We start from the raw sequence: 26956 nt of genomic DNA on the forward strand, positions 1-26956 counted from the left end.
GTCAAAACAACTATTTTACTGTAACATTCGGGCATTTAGAAGCATCGAATTCTTCTCCACTCTGCGCATCCGTTACTACAATTGTTCCATCTGAAATCTTGTCTTCTACATCTTTGATTTCAGTTTTGATTTCTTCCCATTTGTCTTTTCCGCTATCCTGTATATGTTTGCTGATTTCTGAAAGATCTGTAATAGAAGCTGCGCCTGATGCTAATGAATATGTCTGTGCACGATCCATCTTATCAATCTTTCCATTTACTGCTTCTTTTACAATGTCATATACAGGTACTTCTGTATTTTTAATAACACTTGTCAGAACATATCCTGGCTGCTGATCATCTTTGTTAGCATCTACCTGAATTGCAAGCTTTCCTTCTTCTTTTGCCTTTGATGCAACACCATCACCTACAGAACCAGCTACTGAGAATACAATATTTGCTCCCTGATTATAATATGTTCCTGCTACTGTACTTCCTGTTGCAGAATCAGCAAATCCTGCATCATATTTTGCATAGTAATCATAATTTACACCCAGCTTTTCAGCTTCATAGTTGATACCTTCGATATATCCATAAGAGAATACCGTGATACCATTTGAATTAGTTCCTCCGATAAATCCTACGGATCGTCCGCCATTATCTGCAGGTGTGAAATTATAACCATCTGTACCAAATAAAGTTTCTGCATTTTCATTTACCAATGTAGTAAGTGCACCTGCTACGAAAGATGCCTGATGTACGTCAAACAGAACACTGATTACATTATCATGAATTGTATTTCCGTCTTCATCCTGATTCGGATTATCATTTACACATACAAATGTTGTATCTGGATACATTTCTGCAATTGGTTGCGCTCCACCGGTTCCCTGGATCAAAGCTTCAAAGTCATATTCCAGATTGAAAATTACATTGTATCCATCATCAGCTAATGATTCCAGTGCCTGTGGTACACCTGTTGTCGGCTCAACAACCTTATATTCAATACCAAATTCGTCAGCAGCTTTTTTTGCGCCTTCTACTGCGGATTGATTATATCCATTATCATTCTGTCCAGCAGCTGAACATATAATTGCGACCTTTACATCGCTTCCTGCTTTTTTTTCTGCTTTTTTCTCAGATTTTCCTCCGCATGCTGTCAGACTTCCTACTACCATCGTCATTGCAAGTATACATCCCAATGCCTGTACTACTCTTTTTTTCATTTTTCTTCCTCCTTTGTTATGATGTCATGTCGTCATGACCAGTTCCTTTTCCTATAATATACAACCTGGTTTTTAAAATGTAAATACAATTATTTATTTTTGTCATATTTAGCAATTTAACACTGTATTTTTTGTATGTTTTTAACAATTTCATTCTTTTTTATCACTTTTCCTTTTAAATTATCTATGTAACATTTTCCTTAGTTTTTATTTATATCCATATAATTCTTTCCTAAAACCAACTATTTTTAGGTATAAAAAAAGAACATCCCCATCCCCAGGAACATTCTTTCTCATCTCTACTACTATATATTTATGCTTAATTCCTTTACATCACCATCTGGAACACCAGTACCATCAAAGGCATCGTCACAATCGCTCCAAGTGTAGTCAGCACACTGATCGTACTGGCATATCTGGAATCATTGTCATATACCTGGCACATCTGTGTAACAGTTGAAGCAACCGGCGAAATTACCGCCATAAATACGATCAAAAGGATTTCTTCTCCTTCTTTATTCCATCCCACAAGACCACTTACCTTCAGGATAAGCAACGCAATAAGCGGAATCACGATCAGTCGCATAAACGAAATGAAATATGCTTTCTTATTCGTCAATACTTTCTTTAAATCCATTCCACCGATCAGCATCCCAATTACAAACATACTTGCCGGTCCAATCATTGCTCCGACTGAACTAAGTGTTCCTGTAATGATTTCCGGCAGACGTATTTTTGCAAAAAACAAAGTAATCGCAATGATAATCGTAATGATATTGATATTAAAGAATATTTTCTTCAGATTAAATCCTTTTTCATGACTAAGTACTTTTTTACAGTGTGTCCAGAAAAAGATAGTCTGAAGTCCCATAAATACACACGCATAAAATACCCATTTATCTCCAAGCATAAATGCAACAAGTGGTACGATCAGATTTCCAGAATTGGAATAGTAAATGGACATCGTTTCCACTTCATTCAGATGAAGAACCTTTCCAATCAGGTTGACGATTGGAAGTAATATAAAAAGAAGCAATAACGATGCAATGCAAGCCAGCTCCAGTCCACTTACTTTTTCCGGCGTATAGTCTACCTGAAATGCATTCAGAATCACACATGGTACAATCAAATAGAGCACCAATGTTGACAGTACTTTACTGTCTTCATCTTTCAACAATCCCATTTTGACTACCGCATATCCCATAAAGATCATAATAAACAATTTTGCAATCTGTTCCATCAGAAGTATACTCAGTTCCATTTTTGCCCTCTTTTCCTTTTCGTTAAAATCTAAAAGCATAGCTACGTTACACTCGCTACGCCACTGTCCAACTTCCAATTTTAAAAGAAGCGGATTGCCAGACGCAACCCGCTTCCTATTATTTCATTTCTTTTCTATCGGTTTATTTCTCGTCTGTCAGATTTTTCCATCTTTTAAACAATACCAAATCCCCTGTTCTCTGTCAAGAAATCTCATTTTTTAGACTTTTCTCTTGCTACACCTGTCCCAGAAGCTCTCTGCACTTCTGGTTCATCTCACCCAGTTCCTGCACAACCGGTAACAGATCCTCTTTACTCATTCCATAACTGATCATGCAGAGTGCCTTGTAGAAAAATTCGTTCACTTCTGCATCCATTTTCCCCATAACGACCGCCGGGTAAATAATGGCTGCCATCTCCCGGATTCCGAAAAGGATTGCAGTCTCCACGCCGCGCACATCTGTTTCGTGTTTCCAGATATTGCTCACATCATATTCGGAGATATTGCCACACGGTGCTGCACAGACTGCGCAATCCGGTGCGACGGTATTTTTTTCTTCTCTTACTTTTTCGATCATCGCTTTTAAAGCTGCTGCCCCGGTGTTGCTGTTCGTAATCGTATGCACAAGACCTTCGATGATAATCTCATCTGTGTTTTCTGTCTTTGGATTGTTACCACAGGATCTGGCAAGACCGATCAGCGCACCGGTCAGTTCATCCTGGAGTGCTAAAATCTCCTGTCCCTGCGAAATCGTCGCTGTATTACTCATATTTTCATTCCTCATACCGTTACTGAAAACTTATAAAAAGTTACAAACTTCTATGTTTCATTCCTACTTCAACGAGTATGCTTTTGATGATATAAATATCTATCTACTCACAAGTTCTTGTACTCTCCATAGGCGTAAATTCCGGACTAACGTATCCGTACATATTTGCATTAACGTTTCAGTGTCAGCTTGCAAATCGTTCTCCATAACCCTTAAGATTTATTGATGCCTGGAAATCTCTGTCAATTATATTCCCACACTCACATCTATATTCCCTGTCAGATAATTTCAAATCTTTTTTGATATTTCCACAACAGCTGCAAAGCTTTGATGATGGATAAAACCGATCAGCCACAATAAGCTGAATCCCTTTATCACTGCATTTGTATTCAAGCTGTTTTCTAAACCAAAAAAATCCTTGTTCCTGAACTGCTTTGGATAAATGTCTATTTTTCATCATTCCGCTGACATTCAGATCTTCAATACAGATAAATCTTGGTTTTCGATTTACGATCTCAGATATGGTCTGATTCAAATAGTTTTTACGGATGTTTGTTAATCTGTGATTTCGTTTTAATAAAAGTTTTTCCTTTTTGATTACATTATTGGTTTTGCAGTAACTTTCCCCTTTCTTATTCTTCTCGTAAGAACGAGAGATACTACGCTGTAATCTGCGTTTCTGTTTTTCTAGTTTCTTTACTTTCTGACTCTTATTAATGTTCTTATATTTAACAGCATCAGAGCAGACAGCCAAATCTTTGATTCCTAAGTCTATACCAACTCCATCATCATTAAGTGTTTCCTTGCAATCAGGAAATTCCACACATACACTGATCCACCAGTTCAATCCGTCAAAGGATATTCTCGGATTCATATATTTAACATCTGTTGGAATACGTCCATGTTCTGCAAGTCTTACCCAATTCATTTTCTGCTTATTTGCTTTCCTGCTGGAAGAAAAGCCTTCAAACTTAACGTGGGTATTACTGAATTGTATCTTAACATTGTCCTGATAGAACTTCGGCATTGATCTCTTTTTAGACTTGAATCTTGGGAATTTTTGCAAACCCTTGAAAAAGTTCTTATACGCAGTACAGGCATCTTTGATTGCCTGTTTGGTTACATTATTTGAAATATTCAGCAGCCATGCGTATTCATCAGAATGTCTGAGCTTTGTAAATTCTTTTCTGAGTTCTGAATCTGAAATGAATTTGCCACCTTTTTCATAATTTTCTTTTTCCCTGGCCAAAGCCCAGTTATAAGCAAATCTTGAAGCACCTGCGTACTGAAACATCTTAGTTTTCTGTACGTTGTTTGGTATCAGCATTACTTTTATGGCTTTTACCATCTGTTTCCTCCTGTATCAATTCCCGGATAAGTTTCTTAGCTTTGTTCGCTCGTTTTCCTTGTAATTTGCAGCTGAATACTGTGATTATTTGAACCAGATCTTCAACAAGTTCCTGCTGTTCAGATTTTTCAGTATTATCAATAATCTCAATCTCACAATTATAAAGTGAAGCGATATATTCTATCAACTCAAAACCAAATCGCAATAGCCTGTCTTTATATAAAACAACAACCTTTTCAACTTGATTTTGAGAGATTCGTCTAATCAATTCCTGAAGTCCTTTTTTCTTATAATTAATCCCAGAACCGATATCGCTTATTATCTCAAACGGCTGTCCTTTTGCCAAAAGATATGTCTTAACATTATCAATCTGTCGTTCCAAATCATCTTTTTGTTTATGGCTGGAAACGCGACAATATCCAATTGTAATGCGATTTTTAGGCTTTCCATTTATTACCTGGTTGAGTTGCTCATCAGAATAATATCTATAGCCACTTACTGTAGTATGATGCGGATGAAGTTTTCCATTTGCATCCCAATTTCGTAATGTCTGAGCAGATACGCCTATAATTTTTGAAAATTCGTGTATAGAATAATATTTACTCAAAGTATCAACTCCTTTCAATAATATTCTAGTCTAATATCTTATAAAACTCAATATCTACTTATATGATTTTATAATTTATCTTTAACTGTTAATGACCTTCTTTTTTTGTATGGATAAGTATACGGTTTCTGGATTTTCATTTCTGTTGTAATAACAACATTATTCCGATTTATCTGTTCCAATCAGGACTTTCTTTCCACAAAACGTGAAACCATAATGCCGGACCTTTTATTTGGGATACCATCAAATAATAATCCCATTCAGATGATCGCACTCATGCTGAATAATCTGCGCCGTCCATCCGCTGTATTTCTGTCTCTGCCGTTTAAAATTGATATCTTCATATTCTACTTTGATTTCCTGATAGCGCACACATTTTCTTACACCATCCAGAGACAGGCATCCTTCTTCTGTCTCATACTTTCCGTTTCTCTTTACAATCTTCGGATTGAACATCGCAACATTCATAAATCCCATATTGACTGCAATGATCGCTTTATTTACCCCGATCATATTTGCTGCCATTCCCACACAGCCATCTTCGTGCGCTTTTAATGTATCCAGTAAATCAATTGCAACTGGAAAATCTCCTTTCGTTGCTTTCTCTGCCTTCTGGCGCAGAAAAAAGAGATCTCTCATAATTGGTTTTACCATTTTATCTTTCCCCTTTCCGTAGTACTAGTTACTGTTCACAGTATCTGTGACCAGCAACTAGTACTTTCCAGTATACACGATTTTTCCCATTTTTAGGTTGGAAAAATTGGAAAATACACATATAATTAGATTAGTTTTCAAATACAAACAGGAGTGTATTATCTATGAATAAAATCAAAATCATAAAAAAGAACGATGAATATTCTTCCGAATATCAGATCGGAGATACTTTTAAAATCGAGGGCACCTGGTATGGTGGTGTTCATATCATCGGCAAGACCGGCGCACCGGTTTCTCTTGATAAAGATGAGTATATTTATCTGGATGCAGATCCGGAAAATAAAATAGATTCTTCGTCTGTAATTTCCCACCCGGAATCGTCTGCCTCAACACAAACCAGTACGATTATCCCAGAAGCACAGTCTGCTCTTACGCTTTCTGCCGACACCAGAAAAAATGACACAGAACCTCTCCGTGAAATCCATGTCGGAGATATTGTGCGCCATTTCAAAAGAGAATGGGTATCAGAAGAGAGCACCAAATACCTCTACAAGGTACTGGCTTTTGCTGAACATACCGAAACAGGCGAAAAGCTGGTTGTATACCAGGCCATGTATGCACCATTCAAAATCTGTGCAAGACCATATGATATGTTTATGAGCGAAGTCGATCACCAGAAATATCCAGGTGTCAGACAGCACTGGCGTTTTGAAGTAAATGAATAAATCATGATTAAATAAAAATGGAGAATCTCTCCCAGTCCCCGGCTGATACCGGAACGGATGATTCTCCATTTCAGAATGTCTGCTTTGTTTGTTTCTTCTTATTTCAGGTTCTGATACTCCTCAATCACCTTATCCATCAAGCTTTCTGCTTTTTTATACACTTCTTCATCCATCTGATTGTATGGGAAAATTGCACGATCCAAAACTTCTACTCCTCTATGTTGCATTAGTTTTTTGAACAAGAGCGAGAAATTTGAATCCATGTCATAGAGTGGCATCAGTTCATTTGTATGATTTGGTTCTGACACGGAGTCCTTTAAACCTTTAATATTAGTATTATTTTCTACCAGTTTTTTCAAGGTTTCCGGAGCGATGGAATGTCCACTTCTTGCCGGGAAATTATAGATATAAAGATTTCCTTTTATTGACTTTGCAAGCGTATCATAATATACAAAAATCTTTTCCTGATCCAGTGCATAATAACATGGTCCGATAACCATTGCTCCTTCATAGCCCATTTCATTCACTTCATTTGACAACGCCACAGTATCTTCAAAATTAAGGCTTCCGGTTCCAGCATAAAGCTTTGTGCGCCCTGCAGTATAATCTGCATAGAATTTGAAGAAATCATGTTTCTCCTGTTTCGTAAGTCCTGTAAATTCACCGGACGATCCCAACACAAGAATTCCATCAACGCCTCCTTCAATCAGGAAATCAATTACCTTTTTATTCCCTTCATAATCCGGTTTTTCTTTTTCATCAAAAACTGTAACAACTGGTGTACCGGTTGCAATAATGTCACCAGCCTCCAGAGTAATTCCTTTGGACAATTCTGCAATCAGCCACTGTCCATGTCTGGTCTGCAGATCTCTTGAAGAAAGATCATTAAATATGGAATATCCAAATACATATTCTTCTGCTCTTCCATTCTATGTACCGATCCATCTGTGCTGCTTTTTGCGGATCACCATTTACCACTGGATTACAATAATACGCCAATCGCAGCTTTAAGTGTATCCATGCCAACTTTCCGTATTTCTGGGGAAAAAGAAAAAGAAGTTGTTCAGATTTTATGGGAAGCCAAACACCGAATTGAAGCCCACTTTCAAGTGTATGGTGTTAATTTTGGAAATTAAAAAAACCTGGCAGAAAGCAAAATTCACTTTCTGCCAGGTTTTTCATTTTTCTATACGCCTTTCCCTTCCCCTGCAAAATATTCTTTTACAAGTTTTACCACAACTCCTGATAACAGGAATACTGCAATTAAGTTCGGGATTGCCATCAGTCCGTTAAATGTCTCTGCAATATTCCACATCAGTCCAAGATCCATCGTTGCTCCGACGATCGCAACCAGTGAATACAGCACCATAAACGGTTTGTTGATCTTCGTTCCAAATAAAAATTCAATACATCTGGTTCCATAAAGTCCCCATCCGATAATCGTTGAAAATGCAAAGCAGCACATTGCAACCGCGGTAAAGATCGATACCCAGCTCCCATATGTAGAAGTAAATCCAAGAATCGTAAGCTCCGCACCTGCTGCCTCCCCGTAACCAATCGGAACTCCGCTGCACAGGATTACCAGTGCGGTCAGTGTACAGATTACGATCGTATCTATAAATACCTCAAAGATTCCGAAGAATCCCTGTTTCACCGGTTTTTTTGTATCTGCACATGCATGTGCAATCGATCCGGTACCAAGACCTGCCTCATTAGAGAAAATTCCTCTGGACACACCTTTTTTCATACTGATAAAGAAGCTTCCGACTGCCCCTCCGGTAACAGATGCCGGTGTAAATGCACCTTCAAAAATTGAAACAAATACATGTGGTATATTTTTTAAATTCAACAGAACCACTCCGGCAGCTAACAGAACATAGATAACCGCCATGAACGGTACAAGCTTTTCCGTTACCTGTCCGATTCTCTTGATTCCACCGAGAAGGATCAGTGCAATCAACACCGCAAGCACAATTCCGATCACAAGATTGACCGTCTTTGCTGCATCCACTCCAATCACCCCGTAATTGAATAATGCGGAATCAATTGCTGTCGTAATCGTATTGACCTGTGTCGCATTTCCAGTTCCAAATACTGTCAGCACACCGAATGCAGCAAACAAATATGCAAGCCAGTGCCAGTTTTTATTCAGACCATTCTTAATATAATACATTGGCCCACCGACCAGATCCCCTTCTGCATTCTTTTCACGGAAATGTACGGCAAGTGTTACTTCTGAAAATTTAGTACACATTCCAAGAAGTGCGGAGATCCACATCCAGAAGACTGCTCCCGGTCCGCCGATTGCGATTGCTCCTGCAACTCCTGCAATATTCCCGGTTCCAACCGTCGCCGCAAGCGCGGTACAGACCGCCTGAAATGGTGTCATTGCACCATCTGTGGCATCTTTTTTCCGAAGCATGCGCCCAATCGTCACCTTCATAGCGTATGGAAATTTTCTGATCTGGATAAATCCGGTTCTGACACTGAGCAGAAGTCCTACTCCGATGATACAGATCATTGCCGGCACACCCCAGATAAAATTATTGACTACATTATTGACCGACTCAATTGTAGATAACATCCCTTATTCCCCTCCAGGATTGAAAGATTTTCCTCTTCATCTTTCATTTTCTTATTTTTGGTATATAAAATGAATATTTCATTTATTATACACAATTCGTTAGGGAAATACAACTGCTTTTTCATGGCGGACGTTTCTTCTTTTTTATGCCTCGTAACGTATTTCTTCTTTTATTTTATCCCGAATTTCCACAAGAACTTCCATTAAAAGCGGATTGAACGCTCCGCACTCTCCGTTTAGGATCATCTTCATCGCCTGCTCATGTGAATACGCATCTTTATATACACGCTTGCCAACCAGTGCATCATAAACATCTGCCACAGATACAACCTATGCCGCAATTAGAATCTGTTCTCCGGTCAGACCATCCGGATACCCTTTACCATCATAACGTTCATGATGCCATCTGCAGATCTGGTACGCGACCTTGATCATCTTCTCATCCTTATAATGCTCCAGTTTATCCAGCATAGAAGCACCAATCAGCGTATGCTCTTTCATAGTCTCAAATTCTTCTTTAGTCACCATCCAGGCAACGGATCAGCTCGATCACATATGGCTTCTCATCCACTTCTATATAACGTGCGATCACTTGATAAATTCTGCCATTTACAATCTCCAGCTTTCCTTTTTCTTCTTTCGTGGTCGCTGCACGCATCACTACACAGTTATCACAGGGTGTTTCCCGTTTCCAATAATGATAGCAGCTCTGCCCCTCGTTGATTTTTCTCCATTCTTCATCAATATCTGATATATTTCCAATTGGGAAAAGACGGATCTCCTGAAAGATCTTCCGAAAATATTGGATTTCTTCTTCTAATTGTCCTTTTGTCATTCGTTCTTCCGCATTCATGTCTTTTCCTCCAGACTTCTACTACGCAGTTTCCTGTTATTTCCATTTCTAATTATTTTACAATAGTTACAAAAAAATAAAAAGAATTATCCCGATATATTTAAAAAAATTTTTGTGAAGCATAGGCTACATCTGCATTACTGTGAAAAAAAGACCACCAAAACCTGTTTCCGGGAATTGGTGATCCTTCATGAAATACTTATATAACTATCCTTTTATGTAATTTATTTTCTCGTCATCACGCGATTTTCTACCGCTTCAGTCATCGGAACTTCCGCTGTCACTGATGCATTCTCGATTTCCACAGAATAGGTCTTGTGGATCAGACAGTTGATCGGATCTTCTGTCGTGATGACCAGTGCCAGACTATGTCCAGGCTCTACCGTATATCTTGTCGCATTCAGATAAATATGGTAATCATGGTATTCACCCTTTTTCAGTTCGATACTGTTCTGTGCTGTCTCCGGTTCATATCCTGCTTCCGGATTGCACAGATCTGCAAATGCCCGTGTGATCACACGGTATTTCTTATGTACAGTAGCAAACTCCGCTTCATTCCATGCCGGAACCTCTCCTCCGCTGATAATTCCGCCTTCTTTTACCACATTGACCGGAATTGTATTTCTCTGCGGATCTACAGACTGAATGCTGTCAAATTCTTCATCGCACACGTCACAAAGAAGAAGAGTAAGCTTCACATCATCCATACGTCCTGACATTTCATGCATTCCAAGCTTCATCGTCAGAGTATCTGCATCATTACTGTTTACCGGATTGAAATCTGCTTCTGCATCTCCATCTTTTAACGCTGCTCTTAATCTTACGCAGGTTGTTCCCTGTAATGTCACTGCCTCTTTAAATGGATCCGTCACATAACGCTGTGCCATATTGCTTGATCTCACACCCATCACATCATCGAAGTTCTCTGCACTGACACCCGCTGTTTCCCAGTCTGTATCGATTACAGTTGTTCCCTGTTCTTCGCATGTAAGATTCATCTTATATGCTGTCTCCCAGGAATCTGCTGTCTCCCATTTTCTCTGGTCATAGTTCATCTGCACCAGGATTGCCGGTCTGTTCTCTGCACCATTTTCAACTCCGTATAAATAATGAGAAATCCATTCATTGATAATATCATCATAGAATTTACCATCCACAAGGATTCCATATCGCTTCGGCATCGTTGGTGTGATATGTGCACCCTGATGAAGGATTGCTTTTACATTCTTTCCTGCCTTCTGGAAAGATTTGTACATCATCTCATACTGCTTGGTAGACACGTTCTCGTCATTCAGTCCCTGTACGATGAGTGCACTGCATTTGATCCGATCTGCATGAAGACGATAATTTCCCATACCCCAGAATTCCGGATTATAGTCAAATCCACCCTTGATCTGCTGAAGGCTCATCTCATGATGGAATGCTGCCATATCCTCCCGCTGCTTCTCGGTTAATGTCTCATCATTGTAACGGCTGGAACAAAAATAGGCAAGGAAGCTGTTCAGCATTTCTTTCGGCCAGTACCGCTGTGCGCCCTGCATGTTCTGCTGGCTGTACCAGTCCGCGATTCCTGCGATCGGTACGATTGTCTCCAGTCCTTCTACTCCTGTTGTTGCCACTGCAAACGGCATGGTTCCGGCGTAAGATCTTCCTGTCATGGCAACCTTTCCGTTGGACCAGTCTGCCTTTGTCTCAACCGTTCCTTCGCGGTCTGCATATCCGATACGGTCTCCATGCAGCCATTCTACAATTGCTTTGAAAGCGTCTCTTTCATAGTCTGAACCAACATAATTGAATCCGTCAGATCCTTTTGAACCAAATCCCGCACTTAAAACAACTGCAAATCCACGTACAAGATAATAATCAAAGGTGTCGATATTTTCAAAAACCATACTGTTATTATTTCCTTTATCCGGATAATACCAGTCTGCCGGATCTGCTTTTAAAGAAAGATCCATTGCACTGATACATCCCTGCGGAACATGCGCATCTACTTTTTTGTCAAGATCTGCAAAATTAACCGGATGATATTCTTTTTCTGCCACTTCTTTCATATGCGGATATCCATCTTCCTGGACTCCCGCCGCATATGGACGTGCCTCATATAAAGTTGCAGCCTTATAATTCCCCTCTACTGCACTTCTTGGTACCTGGACAACAGCTTTCACAAGATCTCTTTTTCCATCTCCGTCCACATCGTAATCCGTTTCCACATAAACACAATATCTTACGATACTGGATGTTGCCGGATCATACTTTTCTCCTGTCTTTCCATCTGTAAGTGGAAATACCGGCTGTGCAAGTCCGTTCTCAAATACTGGTACTTTGCTGTAATTCTTTTCGTTCATGGTAAACCTCCCAAACATTAAATAAATACTCGGATCTAATCACATATTATTTCCCCAATATTATTGTGATTTCATTTCTCCATTTCCTATTATAACGAGATACAAGAAGAACTTCAATGAGATATTTCGCTTTATTTTATAGTTTACTATACCTGTTTTCTTTTCTCAATTCTATAGAAATAATCTTTTAGACATGCTATAGTAAACTTATATTTTACATAGATTTATCTGAAATTTAACAAACAAAAAGGGGATATTATGAAAAAGAACATAAAAAAGATATTAAAAGTTCTCGGAATCTTCCTGCTTATCATTCTGGTTGCGCTGATTGCATATCTGATCTATCTCTTTGCAAGCTATCACCGCATTCCGGATAATCAGGCTTTGAAGATCGAGAAAACTTCCGATGGAACAGCCGCAGCTGACACACTGACAACCGAGAAAGAATATTCCGCTCTGACCTACAATGTTGGTTTCGGAGCCTACACGCCGGACTTCAGCTTCTTTATGGACGGCGGAAAATCTTCCTGGGCAAAAAGTAAGGAGAGTGTCGAATCTGATATTCAGGGTGCCGGAGAACTGGTTGCTTCCAAAGATCCGGATTTCGCACTGATCCAGGAAGTTGATCTGAACTCTACACGAAGCTACCATGTAGATGAATATTCAATTTTAAAGGATACGATTCCAAGTTACAATACGGTATTTGCACAGAATTACGATTCCGCATTCCTTTTTTATCCATTCACACAGCCGCATGGTCGCAGCCGTTCCGGACTTGCTCTTTTCTCCAAATATCCGGTTACGGATTCTCTGAGAAGAAGCTTTCCGATATCGACAAGCTTCAGCAAGTTCTTTGACCTTGACCGCTGTTACAGCATTTCCAAAGTTCCTGTAGATAACGGGAAGGAACTGGTTATCTTCCTGCTGCACATGTCTGCTTACGGCAACAGTGATGCGATTCGCGAAGCACAGATCCGTATGCTGAGTGCAGATATGGAAAAGGAATACGAAGCCGGTAATTATGTACTTTGCGGTGGTGATTTCAACCATGACCTTAAGGCATCCGAAAAAAATGCAGAAAATTGTGAGTCCTGGGCTTATCCATTCCCACGCGAAGAGCTTCCGGAACACTTTTCATTCTGCCTAGACAATCTTTCTGACAGTGAAAAGGATGCTCTCTGGGACAGTGCACGGAATGCAGATATGGAATATGTACCTGGTGTGACCCACACGGTAACGCTGGACGGATTTATTACTTCCGATAATATTGAATACACAGAATATGAAAATGTAAATACCGGATATAGCTACTCGGATCATGATCCGGTGTATATGAAATTCAAATTATTAGATGAATAATATGTAAAAAGGCAGCTAATCTTTTCAGACCAGCTGCCTATGTTTTCGTCTATTTTCTTTCGTCCTACTCCAGATCAATCTTCTCCTGCAATACCACACAGCCTGCCATATCACCAATAACATTTACACAGGTTGCTCCCATATCGCAAAGCGTATTGATACTGATATAAACGCCCATAACACCTGCCGGAAGTCCTGCCATCGTAGCAAGTGCCGCAAAGGATGCGATCGCACCTCCCGGGATTCCCGGTGTACCGACTGACAGAAGCACATTTGCCAGAAGGATAATTATCATCATCGATACACTGACATTGACACCACATGCATTTGCAAAGAACATGATCATGAATGACATAACGATTGAAACGGCATCCATATTGACCGTTGCTCCAAGCGGAATTGCAATACTGGAAATCTGGTTGGAAACACCAAGTTCATTCTCCACACAACTCTTACTGATCGGAATGGTTGCCGAGCTTGAACAGGTTCCGAATGCATTCAGTGCTGCCGGCATGATCGCGCGGAAAAACTTGAACGGACTTGTCTTTCCAAGAAATTTTACTGCACCGCCGTACACAATAAATGCAAATCCATAAAATGCAACATACAGAATGATCAGCTGTGTTGCCAGTGATACGATCGTACTCGTTCCATTTGCTTCTACAACCGGAACAATGGTACAAAATACACCGATCGGTGTAAAATACATAACAGTACTGATTACCTTCAGACACACCTCGTTACAGGAATCAATCACCTTTAATAATGGCTCTCCCTTTTCTCCGATCGCAATCAGAGTAAATCCGACAATCAGTGCAAACATCAGAACCTGAAGCATATTCCCCTCTGCAAATGCAGCAACCGGGTTGGACGGGATCAGTTCTTTTACCGTATCCAGAATACTGTTCATCTTTGTTGCCTGAATATCGGATGTCGCCATCTCAAAGCTGACACCTTTTCCAAGGTGGATCAGTCTCGGAATCACCAGTCCTACAAAGCTTGCAATTACAGTTGTTGCAAGAAAGAACAGCATGGCCGCACCGGTGATCTTTCCTGTTGTTTTTGCACTTCCGATGCCTGTAATTCCCATGACGATCGAACAGAACACCATCGGGAAGATCATCATATTCAGCGCATTCATATAAATGCTTCCCAGCACACTTGTTGTTGTGAGAATAATTTCAAATCTTCCTGCCAGGAAAAGTCCTGTCAGGATTCCAAGTATCAATCCTGTAAATATCGCACCGGTGATATGTTTCCGGTACCATTGATAAAAATTCTTCATCTGTACTCTCCTTACCTTTTCTTGCACAAATCTCTCAAATCCGTACATTTTTAACCAGATAAGTGTATAATAAATTTTTTCTCACGTCAACAATTGATAATTTTAAAACTTTACTACTGTAAATCCGGATTTCGTCACCTGCTTTTCACTCTTTCTATATTTTCCGCACTGAATTTCCATCTCTAATCTTTACAGGAAACCGGTACGAATAATTTTTCTGCTGCCATTCCGGATCCTCCATCATCCGCAGAAGATGTTTTGCTGTGATACGTCCAAGCTGATACTTTGGATGCACCGCTGTCACCAGCTGGATACTGGTACTCGAATCCTGAAGCTCTGCATCATCAAAAGATACCAGTGAAATGTCCTCCGGCACATGCAGTCCTCTCTCTTCCAGGAACTCCATGTAATAATCCGCCACCTCATCATTGTAGACCATCATCGCCGTACAATCCTTCGTCCGTCTGTACATCCTAAGCAGTCCCTTTTTGCTCAGTTTCTCCTCCATATCCTTCGTCGAATACCAACGAATACAGTCATCATCAAATTTCACGCCGTAATCTGACAGGCACTGAACAAATCCTTTGTACCGCTCAATCCCCTGCCTGTCATCATACTTGAAGATTCCGCCAATCCTTCGGTGCCCGTTCTCGATCAGAATCCTGGTCAACTCGTAAGCTGATCTGGAATCCGACATTTCTACACTGTCAAATGGCATATTTTCATAATGATTGTGGATAAACAGTGTCGGAATATTTCTTCTTTTGATTTCTTTATAAAGACGAATGTTTGGATTTGGAAATGCCGATCTCGATCCTTCAATGATCAGACCACTGACGTTTCCTTTGAGCAGACCTTCCAGATAAATCGCCTCATCATTCAGGCGGTTCTTCGTTACCGCAACCTCAATTCCATATCCTTTTTCTGTCAGCGAAGCTTCAATCCCGTCGTATACCCGCGGAAACAGATAATCAGAATAATAGCTCAAAAGAAGACCTATTTGTGGTCTTTCTCCATTTACTCCACTGCTGTCATAAGAAACATAGGTTCCGCTTCCCCTCACACGGGTAATCAGACCTTCTTCCTCCAGTTGCCGCAATGCAGTCCTTACCGTCTGCCTGGAATATCCAAACTTCTTCTGAAGGCTTGCCTCTGACGGAAATTTATCCATATTTTTAATCACACCACTGGTGATCAGTGTGTGTGCCCAATTATATAATTTTTGGTATTTAAGTCCTTCCTGTTCTGTCTTATGCATAAACTCTCCATTTCTGCCACATAGACCAAAAATCAGGATCCGCAATCTTATTTGGACTGCAAATCCTGACTTTCGATCTGTATACATCCGGAAAATTCTTCTCGTAAACGAGAACTGTCAGTTCCCCACTATGTAAATTATTATTTGATTACCTGGATAGATTCTCTGTCTGCGAATACTGCCACGAAGATCAGGAATACAACACCCTGAATGAGCTGCATCATCTGTGTTGTGAATCCCATCATTGTCAGTCCACTGTTCAGTACGATGTACAGTAAAGATCCAACAACAATATTTTCAAAACGAACCTTTGCGCCACCGGAAATCGGCATACCACCTAATACCAGCGCGATCAGAATCTGTGTTTCCAGCTGGTTACCACCTGAAGATGTAACCGATCCGACTTTGATTACATTGATAAATGCTGCAAATCCTGTAATTGCACCTGCAAGTACATAGATGAGGAATTTCATCTTATCTGTACGGATACCAGAGAACATTGCTGCTTTTTCACCGGCTCCGATTGCTTTCAGATAAGTTCCGAACTTTGTATAACGGAATGCAATGAATCCAATAATCAAAATAACTACCGTACATGCAATCTTAAGTCCTGTACTGTCATAGTTGATCAGTTTTGCAGAACCCGCAACAGGTGCATTTGTTGTAAAGTATTTGATAAATCCACGGAATAAGAACATGGTACAAATTGTAACAATGAAGGATTTAATCTTACGGAATACATAGAAGTAACCATTCAGAGCTCCAATTGCCGCACCAGATGCAATGCCACCGATAATTGCGAGTGGAATGCTTTTCTGTGAAAGAATACATACAACGATGGATGAAATACCGAGGATAGATCCCTGAGAGAAATCCAGACCTCCCATTGTCATAATGAAGAAAACACCCATAGCTGCAATCATAGTTACATATACCTGTGAAAGTACCAGTGACATATTTCCCATCATACGGAAATCTGTCAGGACATTGAATAACAGGAAAATAACAACCAATCCTACGATTGGCAGGAGCGAACGAATTAAGGCCATTTTAGATGCCTTTTTCAGCTGCTGCTCTTTATCATTTGTTTTTGCACTTACTTGACTTCCCATAGCTGCCTCCTTATACCATCATAGAAATAAGACCGTTTTCATCAAGGTTCTTATCTCTATCCAGCTGACCACTGATTTTTCCATCTTTCATAATTACGATACGGTCGCACATACCGATCAGCTCCATCAGCTCTTCCGAAATCATGATAATGGATTTTCCATTCTTTCTCATCTGATTCATTAACTGGTAAATATCCTGTTTAACTTTGATATCAATACCACGTGTCGGGCTGTCCAGTACAACAATGTCAGAATCTTTTCCGATCCATCTTGCAAGAACGACTTTCTGTTTGTTACCACCTGAAAGATTTGATACAAACTGGTTTACATCTACCATCTTTACAGACATCTGTTTTGCATATTTGTCTGCAAATTCTTTACGCTTCTTATCACTTAAAAGATGTGACTTTCCTGCCAGTTCATCCAGTGATGGGAGGCAGATATTGTCTCCGATACTCTGATTCAGAACAACAGATTCATTATCACGGTCTTTTGATGTGTACGCAATGCTGTGTTTGATCGCAGTCGGAATATCATTAATCTGTGTTCCATCTGCCAGTGTTACGCTACCTGTACGGTCATAAGATGCACCGAAAATAGCTTTTCCGATTTCATGCATACCAGATTCTGAAAGTCCACCGAATCCAAGGATTTCACCTTTATGAAGATCAAATGTTACATCTTCGATCAATCCAGGAACAGTAACATTCTTTACTGATAATACAACTTCGTCAGATACTTTTTCACCATAATCTGCACGATAATAATCACCTGTTACTTCACGTCCTACCATCAGCTTCTTCAGATCATCTTCTGTTACATCTTTACTCTTAACGGTATCGATGTAAACACCATCTCGAAGAATTGTGATTGTATCAGACTTGTCAAGAATTTCCGGAAGGTCATGAGAAATGAAAATAACTGTATTTCCACTCTTTTTGATTCTTTCCATATGTTTGTAAAGCTCTTCACGTCCTTCCTGTGAAAGAGCAGTTGTTGTCTCATCAATAACAACAATCTTCGGATCAAAGTATGTAGCCTTTACAATCTCAACCAGCTTACGGTCTTCAAAATTGTAATGATCGATCATATCAGCTGCTTTGATTCTGTCAAAACCATATTTCTTTAAAAGCTCTGTTGCTTTCTTGTTCATAGCATTTGTATTTTTAATTCCAAAATGTACGAACTGATCCTCATGTCCAAGGAAAATATTCTCTGCAACTGTAAGCCCTGACAGAGTTCCAAGTTCCTGTACGATGATAGATACACCTTCATTATTTGCTTCTACCTGATTCTTCGGATGGATTTCTTTTCCGTCCAGAATGAACTGTCCGCTTCCAATGCTGTAGATACCGGTCAGCATGTTGGTCAGAGTTGATTTACCAGAACCATTTTCTCCGATCAGTGCATGAACCTCTCCTTTATTTACATTGAAGGATACATTCTGAACTGCTTTTGTAATACCGAAGTTTTTACAAAGATTTTTTACCTGTAATCTTACTTCACTCATTGCTGTCTTCCTCCCTTCATTACTTGACGATTTCGCCCTTAGTAGCCTTTGTTGTCACAGTAATGATAATAAGCAGTGCAAGTCCTGTGATAACATCCTGAATTGCAGTCGGTGCTCCGAGAGCAATGAAACCGAAGAAAATGATGTTGATTACGAACTCACCGATGATGATTGCCGGAAGCGGCATTCCGTATTTCTTAAATGCAAGGCCGAAGAAACATCCCATGGTCGGAACGAAGTTTCGGCTCATAGATGCCATTCCGGTAACAGCTACCATAGATGAACCATAGCTGATTGTCAGGATTGCCATAACCCCAAGGAACGCACCACTTAAGATAAATGCAAGTACTTTATATTTATTTACGTTAATACCCATATTCTTTGCAACGAATTCATCACTTCCGATTGCATAGGTATAAGTTCCGATTTTAGTATAGTTTAAGAATATGTAAGCTACTACACAAGCCACTAATGCAAGAATAATATCCCATGGCATCTGACCAAATGCACGAATATTTGCCGGAAGCGTCTGCTCAACACCGCCTGCAATATAGTTTGCGATTGACTCATAAATAAGAGCCAGACCGGTTGTTACGATCATTGATGGAATACGAAGCTTTACATAGAAGATACCGTTCAGTATTCCAACGATTGCGCCTGTAAGAACGCATCCAATAATAAGTCCCAAATAGCCCATGTTGAATCTGGTTGCAAATACACATCCAACAATTGCGGAAAGCATGATGTTTGCACCAATTGAGAAATCGAACATTCCCATTACCATTACAAAATAAAAACCAACTGCACCTACGGTAGCAATCAGGCTCGCCTGAAAGTAATTGAGCATATTGGAAAAGGAACCGAAGTTATGTGGTGTCAAGATTTTAAAGATCAGCCAGGAAAGTACGACCAGACCGATTAAGATCAGATATCCCATCACTTTCCCTGAAAGTTTTTTACTAGTGCCCATATTATCTACCTCTTCATAATTGTCATTTCTGATTTAGAAAAGGTGGCATCGCCTTTGCGACGTCACCCTTTCTGAGTTAATAGTCGTTACTATTTGTCTATCCTAGTTACCTGCACGTGATGCTGCATCTTCAATAGATAACTTAGCAGCTGTTGCCTTTAAGTCTTCCATGCTGAGTTTAGACATATCAACCAGTTCTTCATCTGTGTATGGAAGCTGGTCTACGAAATATTTCTCATATGCTTTGTAGTCATCTGGTGATGATACATACAGATATGGGAATGGAACATCTTCGAATTTGCCACCGAAGTCTTTGTAGTTTCCTTTGATTGCATTGTAAACCATCATGAAGGAAATCAGCGGGTCACAGTAATGTCCGCCAGATTCACCAGCCATAGATCCATTTTCAAGTCTTTCTCCAAGGTCTGGGAGGAAGTCTGTAGAAACGATATCAATATCACTTGTCTTGCCTGCACGTTCAACTGCTGCGATTGCTCCCTGAAGTGGATCTCCACCACCACCAGCTGGGATCAGTGCATCAAGATCTGGATCTGCTGCCATTAAAGCTTCTGCTGCTTTTGATCCACCTTCTGAAGTTGTACCTGCATACTGTGGTTCAGAAAGAGTTGCCTTATCGTTCGGGTTTTCTTTATTCCATTTTTCAACGCCTGCTTTGTAACCTTCCCATCTTCCAAGCCATGTAGCATCTCCCTGCTCCCAGCCAATAAGACCGATGTTACGATCTCCTTTTTCAAGAAGGATGTTTACAAGTTCTTCACCGTTTGCCGGTTCATCTTCATGTACAGCTCCGATGTAGTAATCAGAATCTTTAGCTACCTGATAAATATCTGCGCTGTTCTCTTCACTGATCACACGGAAGAACTGTGCAAGATAAACTTTGTTGTCATTACATGTCTTGATAGCAGATGTCATTTCTGTATCAGATGAGTTACAGATGATGATTCCCTGGCATCCTGCTGCTGCAAGCTGTTCTACAGATGCTGTAACTTTTTCAGAAACATGTCCCTGGTCAACATACTGTACTTCGACATCAAGAGCTTTTGCTGCTTCATCAAGGATCTTCTTACACTGTGATCCAAGTACGTCTGTTGAAGACCAAATAGAAACACCAATTTTGATCTTGCCTGATTTTGAAGCACTCTTGTCAGAAGATCCACTTCCACTACCACCACATGCTGCAAGTCCGACTACCATTGTAGCTGCCATTGTAGCTGCTGTTACTTTTTTGAAAACTTTTTTCATATCTTCTCCTCCATCTCCGTTTTCTTGATGATTTGATTATATTATTTGAGTCTGTGCTTTTCAAGAAAATACAAGAAAGTTTTTGTTCAAAGTTGTATTTTAAACGTGTATTTTATCCACCAAAAATGTAATGTTTTTATTCATTTTGTGCATTATGTCCTTATAGTGATCGTTTTTTTTCAGTGAAAACTAGATTTTTGTGCGTTATGTGTAAAATTTTCATGAACTGACAATACAACTTTCATTTTCTCTATACTTGTATTGTAAATGTATACAAATCACATGATTACATACCTTTTTTTCTTTTTTGATATTATACATACACAGCCTTAATCCTTCCTTAAAAATTTATAGATTTTATGCATTATGCACAGCTTATTTCTTTTTATTATCCACTTGACATAAGTCCGAATTCAGACTACAATATATCGAGTACGATTTCAGACTTACTATCATCTGATTTCGAAATCTACATAATTATTTAAATGAGGTGAACCATGAGCACGGATTCTACTGTACTTATCAGCAAATATTTAAAAGAATACAATCACATATATAAAGAAGCAAATGAAATTTACCACGAAGCTGCCCGCAGACTGCATCTGTCAGACAGCGCTTTTGAGATTTTCTATACAATTTTTGAAATGGGCGATAACTGCCTGCAGCGTGATATCTGCAAAGCTTCCTGCATGCCAAAGCAGACGGTTAATTCATCTATACGAAAACTGCAGACCGACGGTTATCTTACCCTCTCACCCGGAAAAGGACGAAGTATGCATATCCATCTTACAGCTTCCGGCAAGAAGCTTATTCAGGAAAAACTGCTTCCTCTCATCCAGATTGAAAATGATACTTTAGCTTCTTTCAGTCCCGAAGAATGTGAACAGCTTCTGCGCCTGAATGCCAAATATAATCAGACCTTACGTTCTAGGCTTTCTAACCTTGAGGAGGATCTATAACTATGAAAATTCAATTATCCGAACACTTTACTTATAAAAAACTTCTACAATTTGTGTTTCCTTCTATTATAATGATGATCTTCACATCCATTTACAGTGTGGTTGACGGACTTTTTGTCTCCAACTTTGTTGGAAAAAGCGCTTTTGCAGCGGTTAATCTGATCATGCCTTTCCTGATGGGCATCAGCGCTCTCGGCTTCATGATCGGAACCGGCGGTAGTGCCATTGTTGCAAAGACGCTTGGTGAAGGAAAGATCGAAAATGCCAATGAGTATTTTTCCATGCTCGTCTATATCACTGCTATCGGAGGAATCATTATCGCAATCCTGAGTATGTTCCTTGTAAAACCGGTTGCCATTTTATTCGGTGCAAGCGGTACTCTTCTTGACAACTGCATTTTATATGGACGCATTCTTTGCATTTCGCTGCCTGCTTTTATGCTGCAGAATGTATTTCAGAGCTTTTTTGTAACTGCCGAAAAGCCACATCTGGGACTTCGCGTGATCGTGATCGCCGGTGTGACCAATATGGTTCTCGACTTTTTATTTGTAGCTGTATTCCACCTCGGACTTCCAGGTGCAGGCTTTGCAACTGTATGCGGAGAGTTTATCGGAGGGCTTTTCCCGTTATTCTACTTTGGACGGAAAAATTCCAGCTTATTAAAGCTTGGAAAAACACATTTTCATGGCAGAATCTTATTAAAGACCTGTACCAATGGCTCGTCCGAGCTTATGACCAATCTTTCCAGCTCTGTTGTAAATGCTCTTTATAATATGCAGCTCATGAAATTTGCCGGTGAAGACGGCGTTGCAGCTTACGGAACGATCATGTATGTCAATTTTATCTTTGTTTCGATCTTCTTTGGTTATGCGATTGGAAGTGCCCCGATCGTCAGCTATCACTACGGTGCCAACAATCAGGATGAACTAAAGAATCTTTTCCACAAGAGTATCCGGCTGATTGGAACCTGGGCTGTTTCCTTATTTATCATCGCGCAGCTCATCGCAACACCACTCGCCACATTGTTTGTCGGTTATGACCAGGCGCTTTTTGAACTGACACGCAGTGGCTTCCGTCTGTACAGCTTTGCGTTCCTGATCAACGGGTTCAATATTTATGGTTCTGCATTTTTTACCGCATTGAACAACGGTCTGCTCTCTGCGCTGATCTCGTTTCTCAGAACACTGGTTTTCCAGATGGCAGTGGTTCTGCTACTTCCACTGCTTCTCGGGATCAACGGAGTCTGGTGCTCGGTTGCAATTGCTGAACTTTTAACTTTATGCGTTACCGGAACTTTTATCGTCCTGAAACGTAATATTTATCATTATTTATGAACTACTCGGCAACTAAGTTACCAGAGCATCTGAATTTTGGCGGGATACCGCCTTTTTTCAGGGTGCCGTTGCTAGAATCAAACTTTTTGAACCAAAAAAAATATTTGTTATTGAACCAAATCATTCGAAGTGCTATAATCAATTTAAGTTTTGAACTTCACTGTTTTATTTTTAAATTGAACTTTTTTAGTTTGAAAGGAGATTTTCAAATGACAACTTTCTCAGATAGACTTAAAGAGGCGATGTATGCACAGAACCTGAAACAGATTGATCTGGTTCATATCGCCGCAGAAAATAATGTAAAATTAGGTAAAAGCCATGTAAGCCAGTACGTGAGCGGAAAAACTGTTCCGAGAAATGATATCCTCCATTTTCTGGCAGATACACTTCACGTAGATGCCGATTGGCTGCTCGGTGACAGTCAGGAAAACTTTACTGCTCGGGAAAACAACTCCGTTGCCCCAAAAGCTCCGTCTACCACTAAGACTTCTGGTTCTGTCGGAACTTCAAACTCTTCAAAAAGGGGAACTACACCGATGAAAAAGGCAATAACCGACAAAAATGATAACGATAATGCAGGAAGTTCTGCCATGCATATATTCAAAAAATCATCAAAACTCGATAATGTATTATACGATGTCCGTGGACCGGTTGTTGAAGAAGCTGCCCGTATGGAAGAACGCGGTACTCACGTACTGAAGCTCAATATCGGTAATCCGGCTCCGTTCGGCTTCCGTACACCGGATGAAGTTATCTATGATATGAGTCAGCAGCTTTCTGACTGCGAAGGATATTCTCCATCCCAGGGACTTTTCTCTGCACGTAAAGCAATCATGCAGTATTCCCAGATCAAAAAGCTGCCAAATGTCACGATCAGTGACATTTATACCGGAAATGGTGTCAGCGAACTGATCAACCTGTGCATGTCAGCTCTTCTTGACAACGGAGATGAAATCCTGATTCCGTCACCAGACTATCCTCTGTGGACCGCCTGTGCCACACTTGCCGGCGGAAAGGCTGTTCACTATATCTGCGATGAACAGTCTGACTGGTATCCGGACATCGAAGATATGCGCCGTAAGATCACAGACCGTACCAAAGCTCTTGTAATCATCAATCCGAACAACCCGACCGGAGCACTTTATCCGAAAGAGGTGCTGCAGAAGATTGTTGATCTCGCAAGGGAACATCACCTGATCATTTTCTCAGATGAAATTTATGACCGCCTTGTTATGGACGGAAAAGAACATATTTCCATTGCTTCACTGGCACCGGATCTGTTCTGCGTCACCTTCAGCGGTCTTTCCAAATCCCATATGATCGCCGGATTCCGTATTGGCTGGATGGTTCTCAGCGGAAATAAAGCAATCGCAAAAGATTATATCGAAGGAATCAAGATGCTTTCCAATATGCGTCTCTGCTCCAATGTTCCGGCACAGTCTGTCGTTCAGACCGCTCTCTGGGGCAATCAGAGCGTCAACGACTACCTCGTTCCGGGCGGACGTATTTACGAACAGCGCGAATATATTTACAAGGCACTGACTGACATTCCGGGAATCACTGCCGTCAAACCGCAGGCTGCATTTTATATGTTCCCGAAGATCGATGTAAAGAAGTTCAACATTGTAAATGATGAAAAATTTGCACTGGATCTGCTGCAGGATAAGAAGATCCTGATCGTACAGGGAAGTGGATTTAACTGGAAACAGCCGGATCATTTCCGGGTAGTATATCTGCCACGAATTGAAGTTCTGAAAGAAGCTGTGGGAAAAATTTCTGATTTCCTGAGTTATTATAGACAGGGGTAGAATGATAAGCACCGCCGGAAAAGAAAAATAGGGTACGGGTTCCGTTGCACTGGGCATTCCGATGAGCTCCCGAAACCGTCAATTGTGTCAGCAATGGCTTCCACAATTGACTGGATCTCATCTCCATAGTGCAAAGTCACCCGTACCCTATTTTTCTTTTCCGGCTCCTTCTGCAATTTTACTGCATCTATAAATATTAACAGAAATAGAATCTTTTGACCCTGGTATCATCTCATTTACATTTTCATATTTTAATTTTCTTATGAAAGCAATGCTCTCACTGCTTCTCCGTCAAACACAACTTCTTTTACATGATTTACCTCGATCTGGTACAGTGCATTTGCCGCAATATGTTCGGCTGCCTGCTCCAGATCACGGATTCCTGATGTATTGGAATAAAGTTCAATTATCACATCAAGACCTTCATCTGTCACCGTACACTCGTCCTGACGAAGGCTCATTCTCTTCAGGATCTTCGGAAGTGCAAATCTGGAGAAGATGATCTTCTTCTCTTCCGGTGTATAATCCGGGATATCGATAACTGCAAAACGGGACATGATCGGTGCACTGATCTGATCTTTTTCATTGGCAGTTGCAATCGGATATACGCCAACTGTCGGAACATTACACTCAATATAGTTATCCGTAAATCCAAGGTTATCAAGGAGTGTCAAAAGTACATCCGCCGGATTCCCATTTCCTTTTCCGGATGCTGCTTTGTCCAGCTCATTGATGATGAATACCAGGTTGGATTCTCCTGCTGCCGCAAATGCTTCCATAATAATTCCCGGTTTCGCATTGGCGTATACACGGGAACTTCCTGTAAGCTGTTCCGGATCGTTAATGGAACTCATATCCAGAGTTGTCCACGGAAGCTTCAGGATACGTGCAATTGCATAAGCGATCTGCGATTTACCGGTTCCGGCCGGTCCTATCAGAAGGATTCCATACGCCGGAAGAGTGTGCGTTCTGTTGATCTGGATAATCGTCTCTATGATTCTCTGTTTGACACGTTCCATTCCGTAAAGCTCTTCATCCAGGATTCTTCTTGCCTCATCCGGATCAATGGATTCAAAATAATTGCTCTTCCACTGAATATTCATCATGATTGAAAGAGCTCTCTGCGCATGTCTTCTTTCTTCCGGTGACACTTCGTGTGATCTTGCAACAGCAAGGTTTCTTCTTGCCCATAGACGGATATTGTCCGGAAGGGTTCTTCCTGCACAGTTCATAAAATCGGTGATACTCTGCAGACTTGTCAGCTTCATGCTGTCGCCGTCCTCTTCCATTTCCTCATCCACTGCTTCTTCTGTCGGCGCACTGCTTGCGAAAAGACGCTCGATCATGAACTGCAGGAAACCATCTTCAGCTGAAAGCTTGGTTGCCCCACCGAATGCGATCTCCCGGATCTTGTATACTGCATAGCCGTCTGCACGGTTTTCACCGGAAAGACGGACATTGATGTGATTCTCGCCCAGCCATTTGATCAGGCTTACAAATCTCGCATCGATCTGGAGAATGTCCGCACTTACAGTTCCATCTTCCTCGTCAAATTCAAAGGATGTCTTTTTAATCGGGTTGGTGAAAATACCACAGGAATGATGCTTCCATTTCCGGTTGCTGTTATCCAGAACCAGCATCGGTTTCTCCGCTGTCGCTTCTGTCTCATTCGAGCGGAATGTTGTATAAGTACATTCCTGGGCCTTTTTTTCATCTGGTGTGTGTTTAAAATCAAAAACTGGCAT

22 protein-coding genes and 1 pseudogene are annotated in these 26956 nt (G+C 40.5%); 5 read left to right on the forward strand and 18 right to left on the reverse strand.

Annotated features, from left to right (window positions below; all coding sequences use genetic code 11):
* Positions 1-10: 10 nt before the first annotated feature.
* The 6 genes from NQ556_RS14210 to NQ556_RS14235 all read right to left on the reverse strand — a co-directional run bounded on the left by NQ556_RS14210 (position 11) and on the right by NQ556_RS14235 (position 5843).
* Positions 11-1204: a BMP family lipoprotein gene (locus tag NQ556_RS14210; RefSeq protein ID WP_008373422.1), complete on the reverse strand. Its 1194-nt coding sequence runs from the start codon at positions 1202-1204 to the stop codon at positions 11-13.
* 328 nt (positions 1205-1532) lie between these two features.
* Positions 1533-2465, reverse strand: coding sequence for an AEC family transporter (locus NQ556_RS14215; RefSeq protein ID WP_022219929.1), 933 nt, complete (start codon positions 2463-2465; stop codon positions 1533-1535).
* Positions 2466-2700: 235 nt separating this feature from the next.
* Positions 2701-3234 (reverse strand): anaerobic carbon-monoxide dehydrogenase catalytic subunit, encoded by a 534-nt coding sequence (locus tag NQ556_RS14220; protein ID WP_022219930.1) that lies wholly within the window; start codon positions 3232-3234, stop codon positions 2701-2703.
* A 184-nt stretch (positions 3235-3418) separates the two neighbouring features.
* A complete protein-coding gene (locus NQ556_RS14225) occupies positions 3419-4582 on the reverse strand; it encodes an RNA-guided endonuclease InsQ/TnpB family protein (protein ID WP_055297353.1) in 1164 nt (387 codons plus the stop codon).
* Entirely contained in the window at positions 4530-5189 is a 660-nt protein-coding gene (locus NQ556_RS14230; RefSeq protein WP_175306329.1) for an IS607 family transposase, read from the reverse strand. The genes NQ556_RS14225 and NQ556_RS14230 overlap by 53 nt, the downstream gene beginning before the upstream one ends.
* 243 nt (positions 5190-5432) lie before the next feature.
* A complete protein-coding gene (locus tag NQ556_RS14235) occupies positions 5433-5843 on the reverse strand; it encodes a peptide deformylase (protein ID WP_008373413.1) in 411 nt (136 codons plus the stop codon).
* Positions 5844-6007: 164 nt separating this feature from the next.
* On the opposite strand from NQ556_RS14235, the gene NQ556_RS14240 reads away from it, so the two are divergent.
* Positions 6008-6568 carry a DUF1653 domain-containing protein gene (locus NQ556_RS14240; protein ID WP_022220027.1) on the forward strand — a complete coding sequence of 187 codons (561 nt, stop codon included), beginning with the start codon at positions 6008-6010 and terminating at the stop codon, positions 6566-6568.
* A 98-nt stretch (positions 6569-6666) separates the two neighbouring features.
* Here NQ556_RS14240 and NQ556_RS14245 read toward each other — a convergent pair whose 3' ends face one another.
* From NQ556_RS14245 to NQ556_RS14260, 5 genes and pseudogenes are all read right to left on the reverse strand, one after another.
* The gene (locus tag NQ556_RS14245) at positions 6667-7461 is read right to left on the reverse strand and encodes a dihydrodipicolinate synthase family protein (protein WP_147574822.1); all 795 of its coding nucleotides are present in this window, start codon (positions 7459-7461) and stop codon (positions 6667-6669) included.
* Positions 7462-7754: 293 nt separating this feature from the next.
* Positions 7755-9152: an alanine/glycine:cation symporter family protein gene (locus tag NQ556_RS14250; RefSeq protein WP_022220028.1), complete on the reverse strand. Its 1398-nt coding sequence runs from the start codon at positions 9150-9152 to the stop codon at positions 7755-7757.
* Between the two features lie 144 nt (positions 9153-9296).
* Positions 9297-9677: pseudogene (locus NQ556_RS16755) on the reverse strand (HD-GYP domain-containing protein); the annotation flags it as partial.
* Positions 9670-10005, reverse strand: a complete 336-nt coding sequence (locus NQ556_RS16880) for a hypothetical protein (RefSeq protein ID WP_008373386.1) — start codon at positions 10003-10005, stop codon at positions 9670-9672. The gene NQ556_RS16880 and the pseudogene NQ556_RS16755, both read right to left, overlap by 8 nt.
* A gap of 224 nt (positions 10006-10229) precedes the next feature.
* Positions 10230-12353 (reverse strand): CocE/NonD family hydrolase, encoded by a 2124-nt coding sequence (locus NQ556_RS14260; RefSeq protein WP_044999114.1) that lies wholly within the window; start codon positions 12351-12353, stop codon positions 10230-10232.
* A 258-nt stretch (positions 12354-12611) separates the two neighbouring features.
* Between NQ556_RS14260 and NQ556_RS14265 the strand changes: the two genes are divergently transcribed.
* Positions 12612-13712, forward strand: a complete 1101-nt coding sequence (locus NQ556_RS14265; RefSeq protein WP_008373383.1) for an endonuclease/exonuclease/phosphatase family protein — start codon at positions 12612-12614, stop codon at positions 13710-13712.
* A gap of 64 nt (positions 13713-13776) precedes the next feature.
* Here the strand turns inward: NQ556_RS14265 and NQ556_RS14270 are convergent, their stop codons facing one another.
* The 6 genes from NQ556_RS14270 to NQ556_RS14295 form a co-directional block, all read right to left on the reverse strand.
* Positions 13777-14997, reverse strand: coding sequence for a dicarboxylate/amino acid:cation symporter (locus NQ556_RS14270; protein WP_044999113.1), 1221 nt, complete (start codon positions 14995-14997; stop codon positions 13777-13779).
* A gap of 154 nt (positions 14998-15151) precedes the next feature.
* Positions 15152-16255 carry a GntR family transcriptional regulator gene (locus tag NQ556_RS14275; RefSeq protein WP_044999144.1) on the reverse strand — a complete coding sequence of 368 codons (1104 nt, stop codon included), beginning with the start codon at positions 16253-16255 and terminating at the stop codon, positions 15152-15154.
* Between the two features lie 140 nt (positions 16256-16395).
* Complete coding sequence (locus NQ556_RS14280; protein WP_008373378.1) at positions 16396-17367, reverse strand: ABC transporter permease; 972 nt, start codon at positions 17365-17367, stop codon at positions 16396-16398.
* 10 nt (positions 17368-17377) lie between these two features.
* Complete coding sequence (locus tag NQ556_RS14285) at positions 17378-18877, reverse strand: sugar ABC transporter ATP-binding protein (RefSeq protein WP_008373376.1); 1500 nt, start codon at positions 18875-18877, stop codon at positions 17378-17380.
* 19 nt (positions 18878-18896) lie between these two features.
* A complete protein-coding gene (locus tag NQ556_RS14290; RefSeq protein WP_022220034.1) occupies positions 18897-19847 on the reverse strand; it encodes an ABC transporter permease in 951 nt (316 codons plus the stop codon).
* 102 nt (positions 19848-19949) lie between these two features.
* On the reverse strand, positions 19950-21110 hold the full coding sequence (locus NQ556_RS14295) for a sugar ABC transporter substrate-binding protein (RefSeq protein ID WP_008373370.1): 1161 nt from the start codon (positions 21108-21110) through the stop codon (positions 19950-19952).
* Positions 21111-21607: 497 nt separating this feature from the next.
* On the opposite strand from NQ556_RS14295, the gene NQ556_RS14300 reads away from it, so the two are divergent.
* The 3 genes from NQ556_RS14300 (at position 21608) to NQ556_RS14310 (ending at position 25211) form a co-directional block, all read left to right on the forward strand.
* A complete protein-coding gene (locus NQ556_RS14300; protein ID WP_008373367.1) occupies positions 21608-22069 on the forward strand; it encodes a MarR family winged helix-turn-helix transcriptional regulator in 462 nt (153 codons plus the stop codon).
* Positions 22070-22071: 2 nt separating this feature from the next.
* The gene (locus NQ556_RS14305; RefSeq protein WP_008373365.1) at positions 22072-23403 is read left to right on the forward strand and encodes an MATE family efflux transporter; all 1332 of its coding nucleotides are present in this window, start codon (positions 22072-22074) and stop codon (positions 23401-23403) included.
* 209 nt (positions 23404-23612) lie between these two features.
* A complete protein-coding gene (locus NQ556_RS14310; RefSeq protein WP_081445271.1) occupies positions 23613-25211 on the forward strand; it encodes an aminotransferase class I/II-fold pyridoxal phosphate-dependent enzyme in 1599 nt (532 codons plus the stop codon).
* Between the two features lie 260 nt (positions 25212-25471).
* Here NQ556_RS14310 and NQ556_RS14315 read toward each other — a convergent pair whose 3' ends face one another.
* Positions 25472-26956: an AAA family ATPase gene (locus NQ556_RS14315; protein WP_022220039.1), complete on the reverse strand. Its 1485-nt coding sequence runs from the start codon at positions 26954-26956 to the stop codon at positions 25472-25474.

It is taken from the genome of Coprococcus comes ATCC 27758 (genome assembly GCF_025149785.1).
GTDB classification, from domain to species: Bacteria; Bacillota; Clostridia; order Lachnospirales; family Lachnospiraceae; genus Allocoprococcus; species Allocoprococcus comes.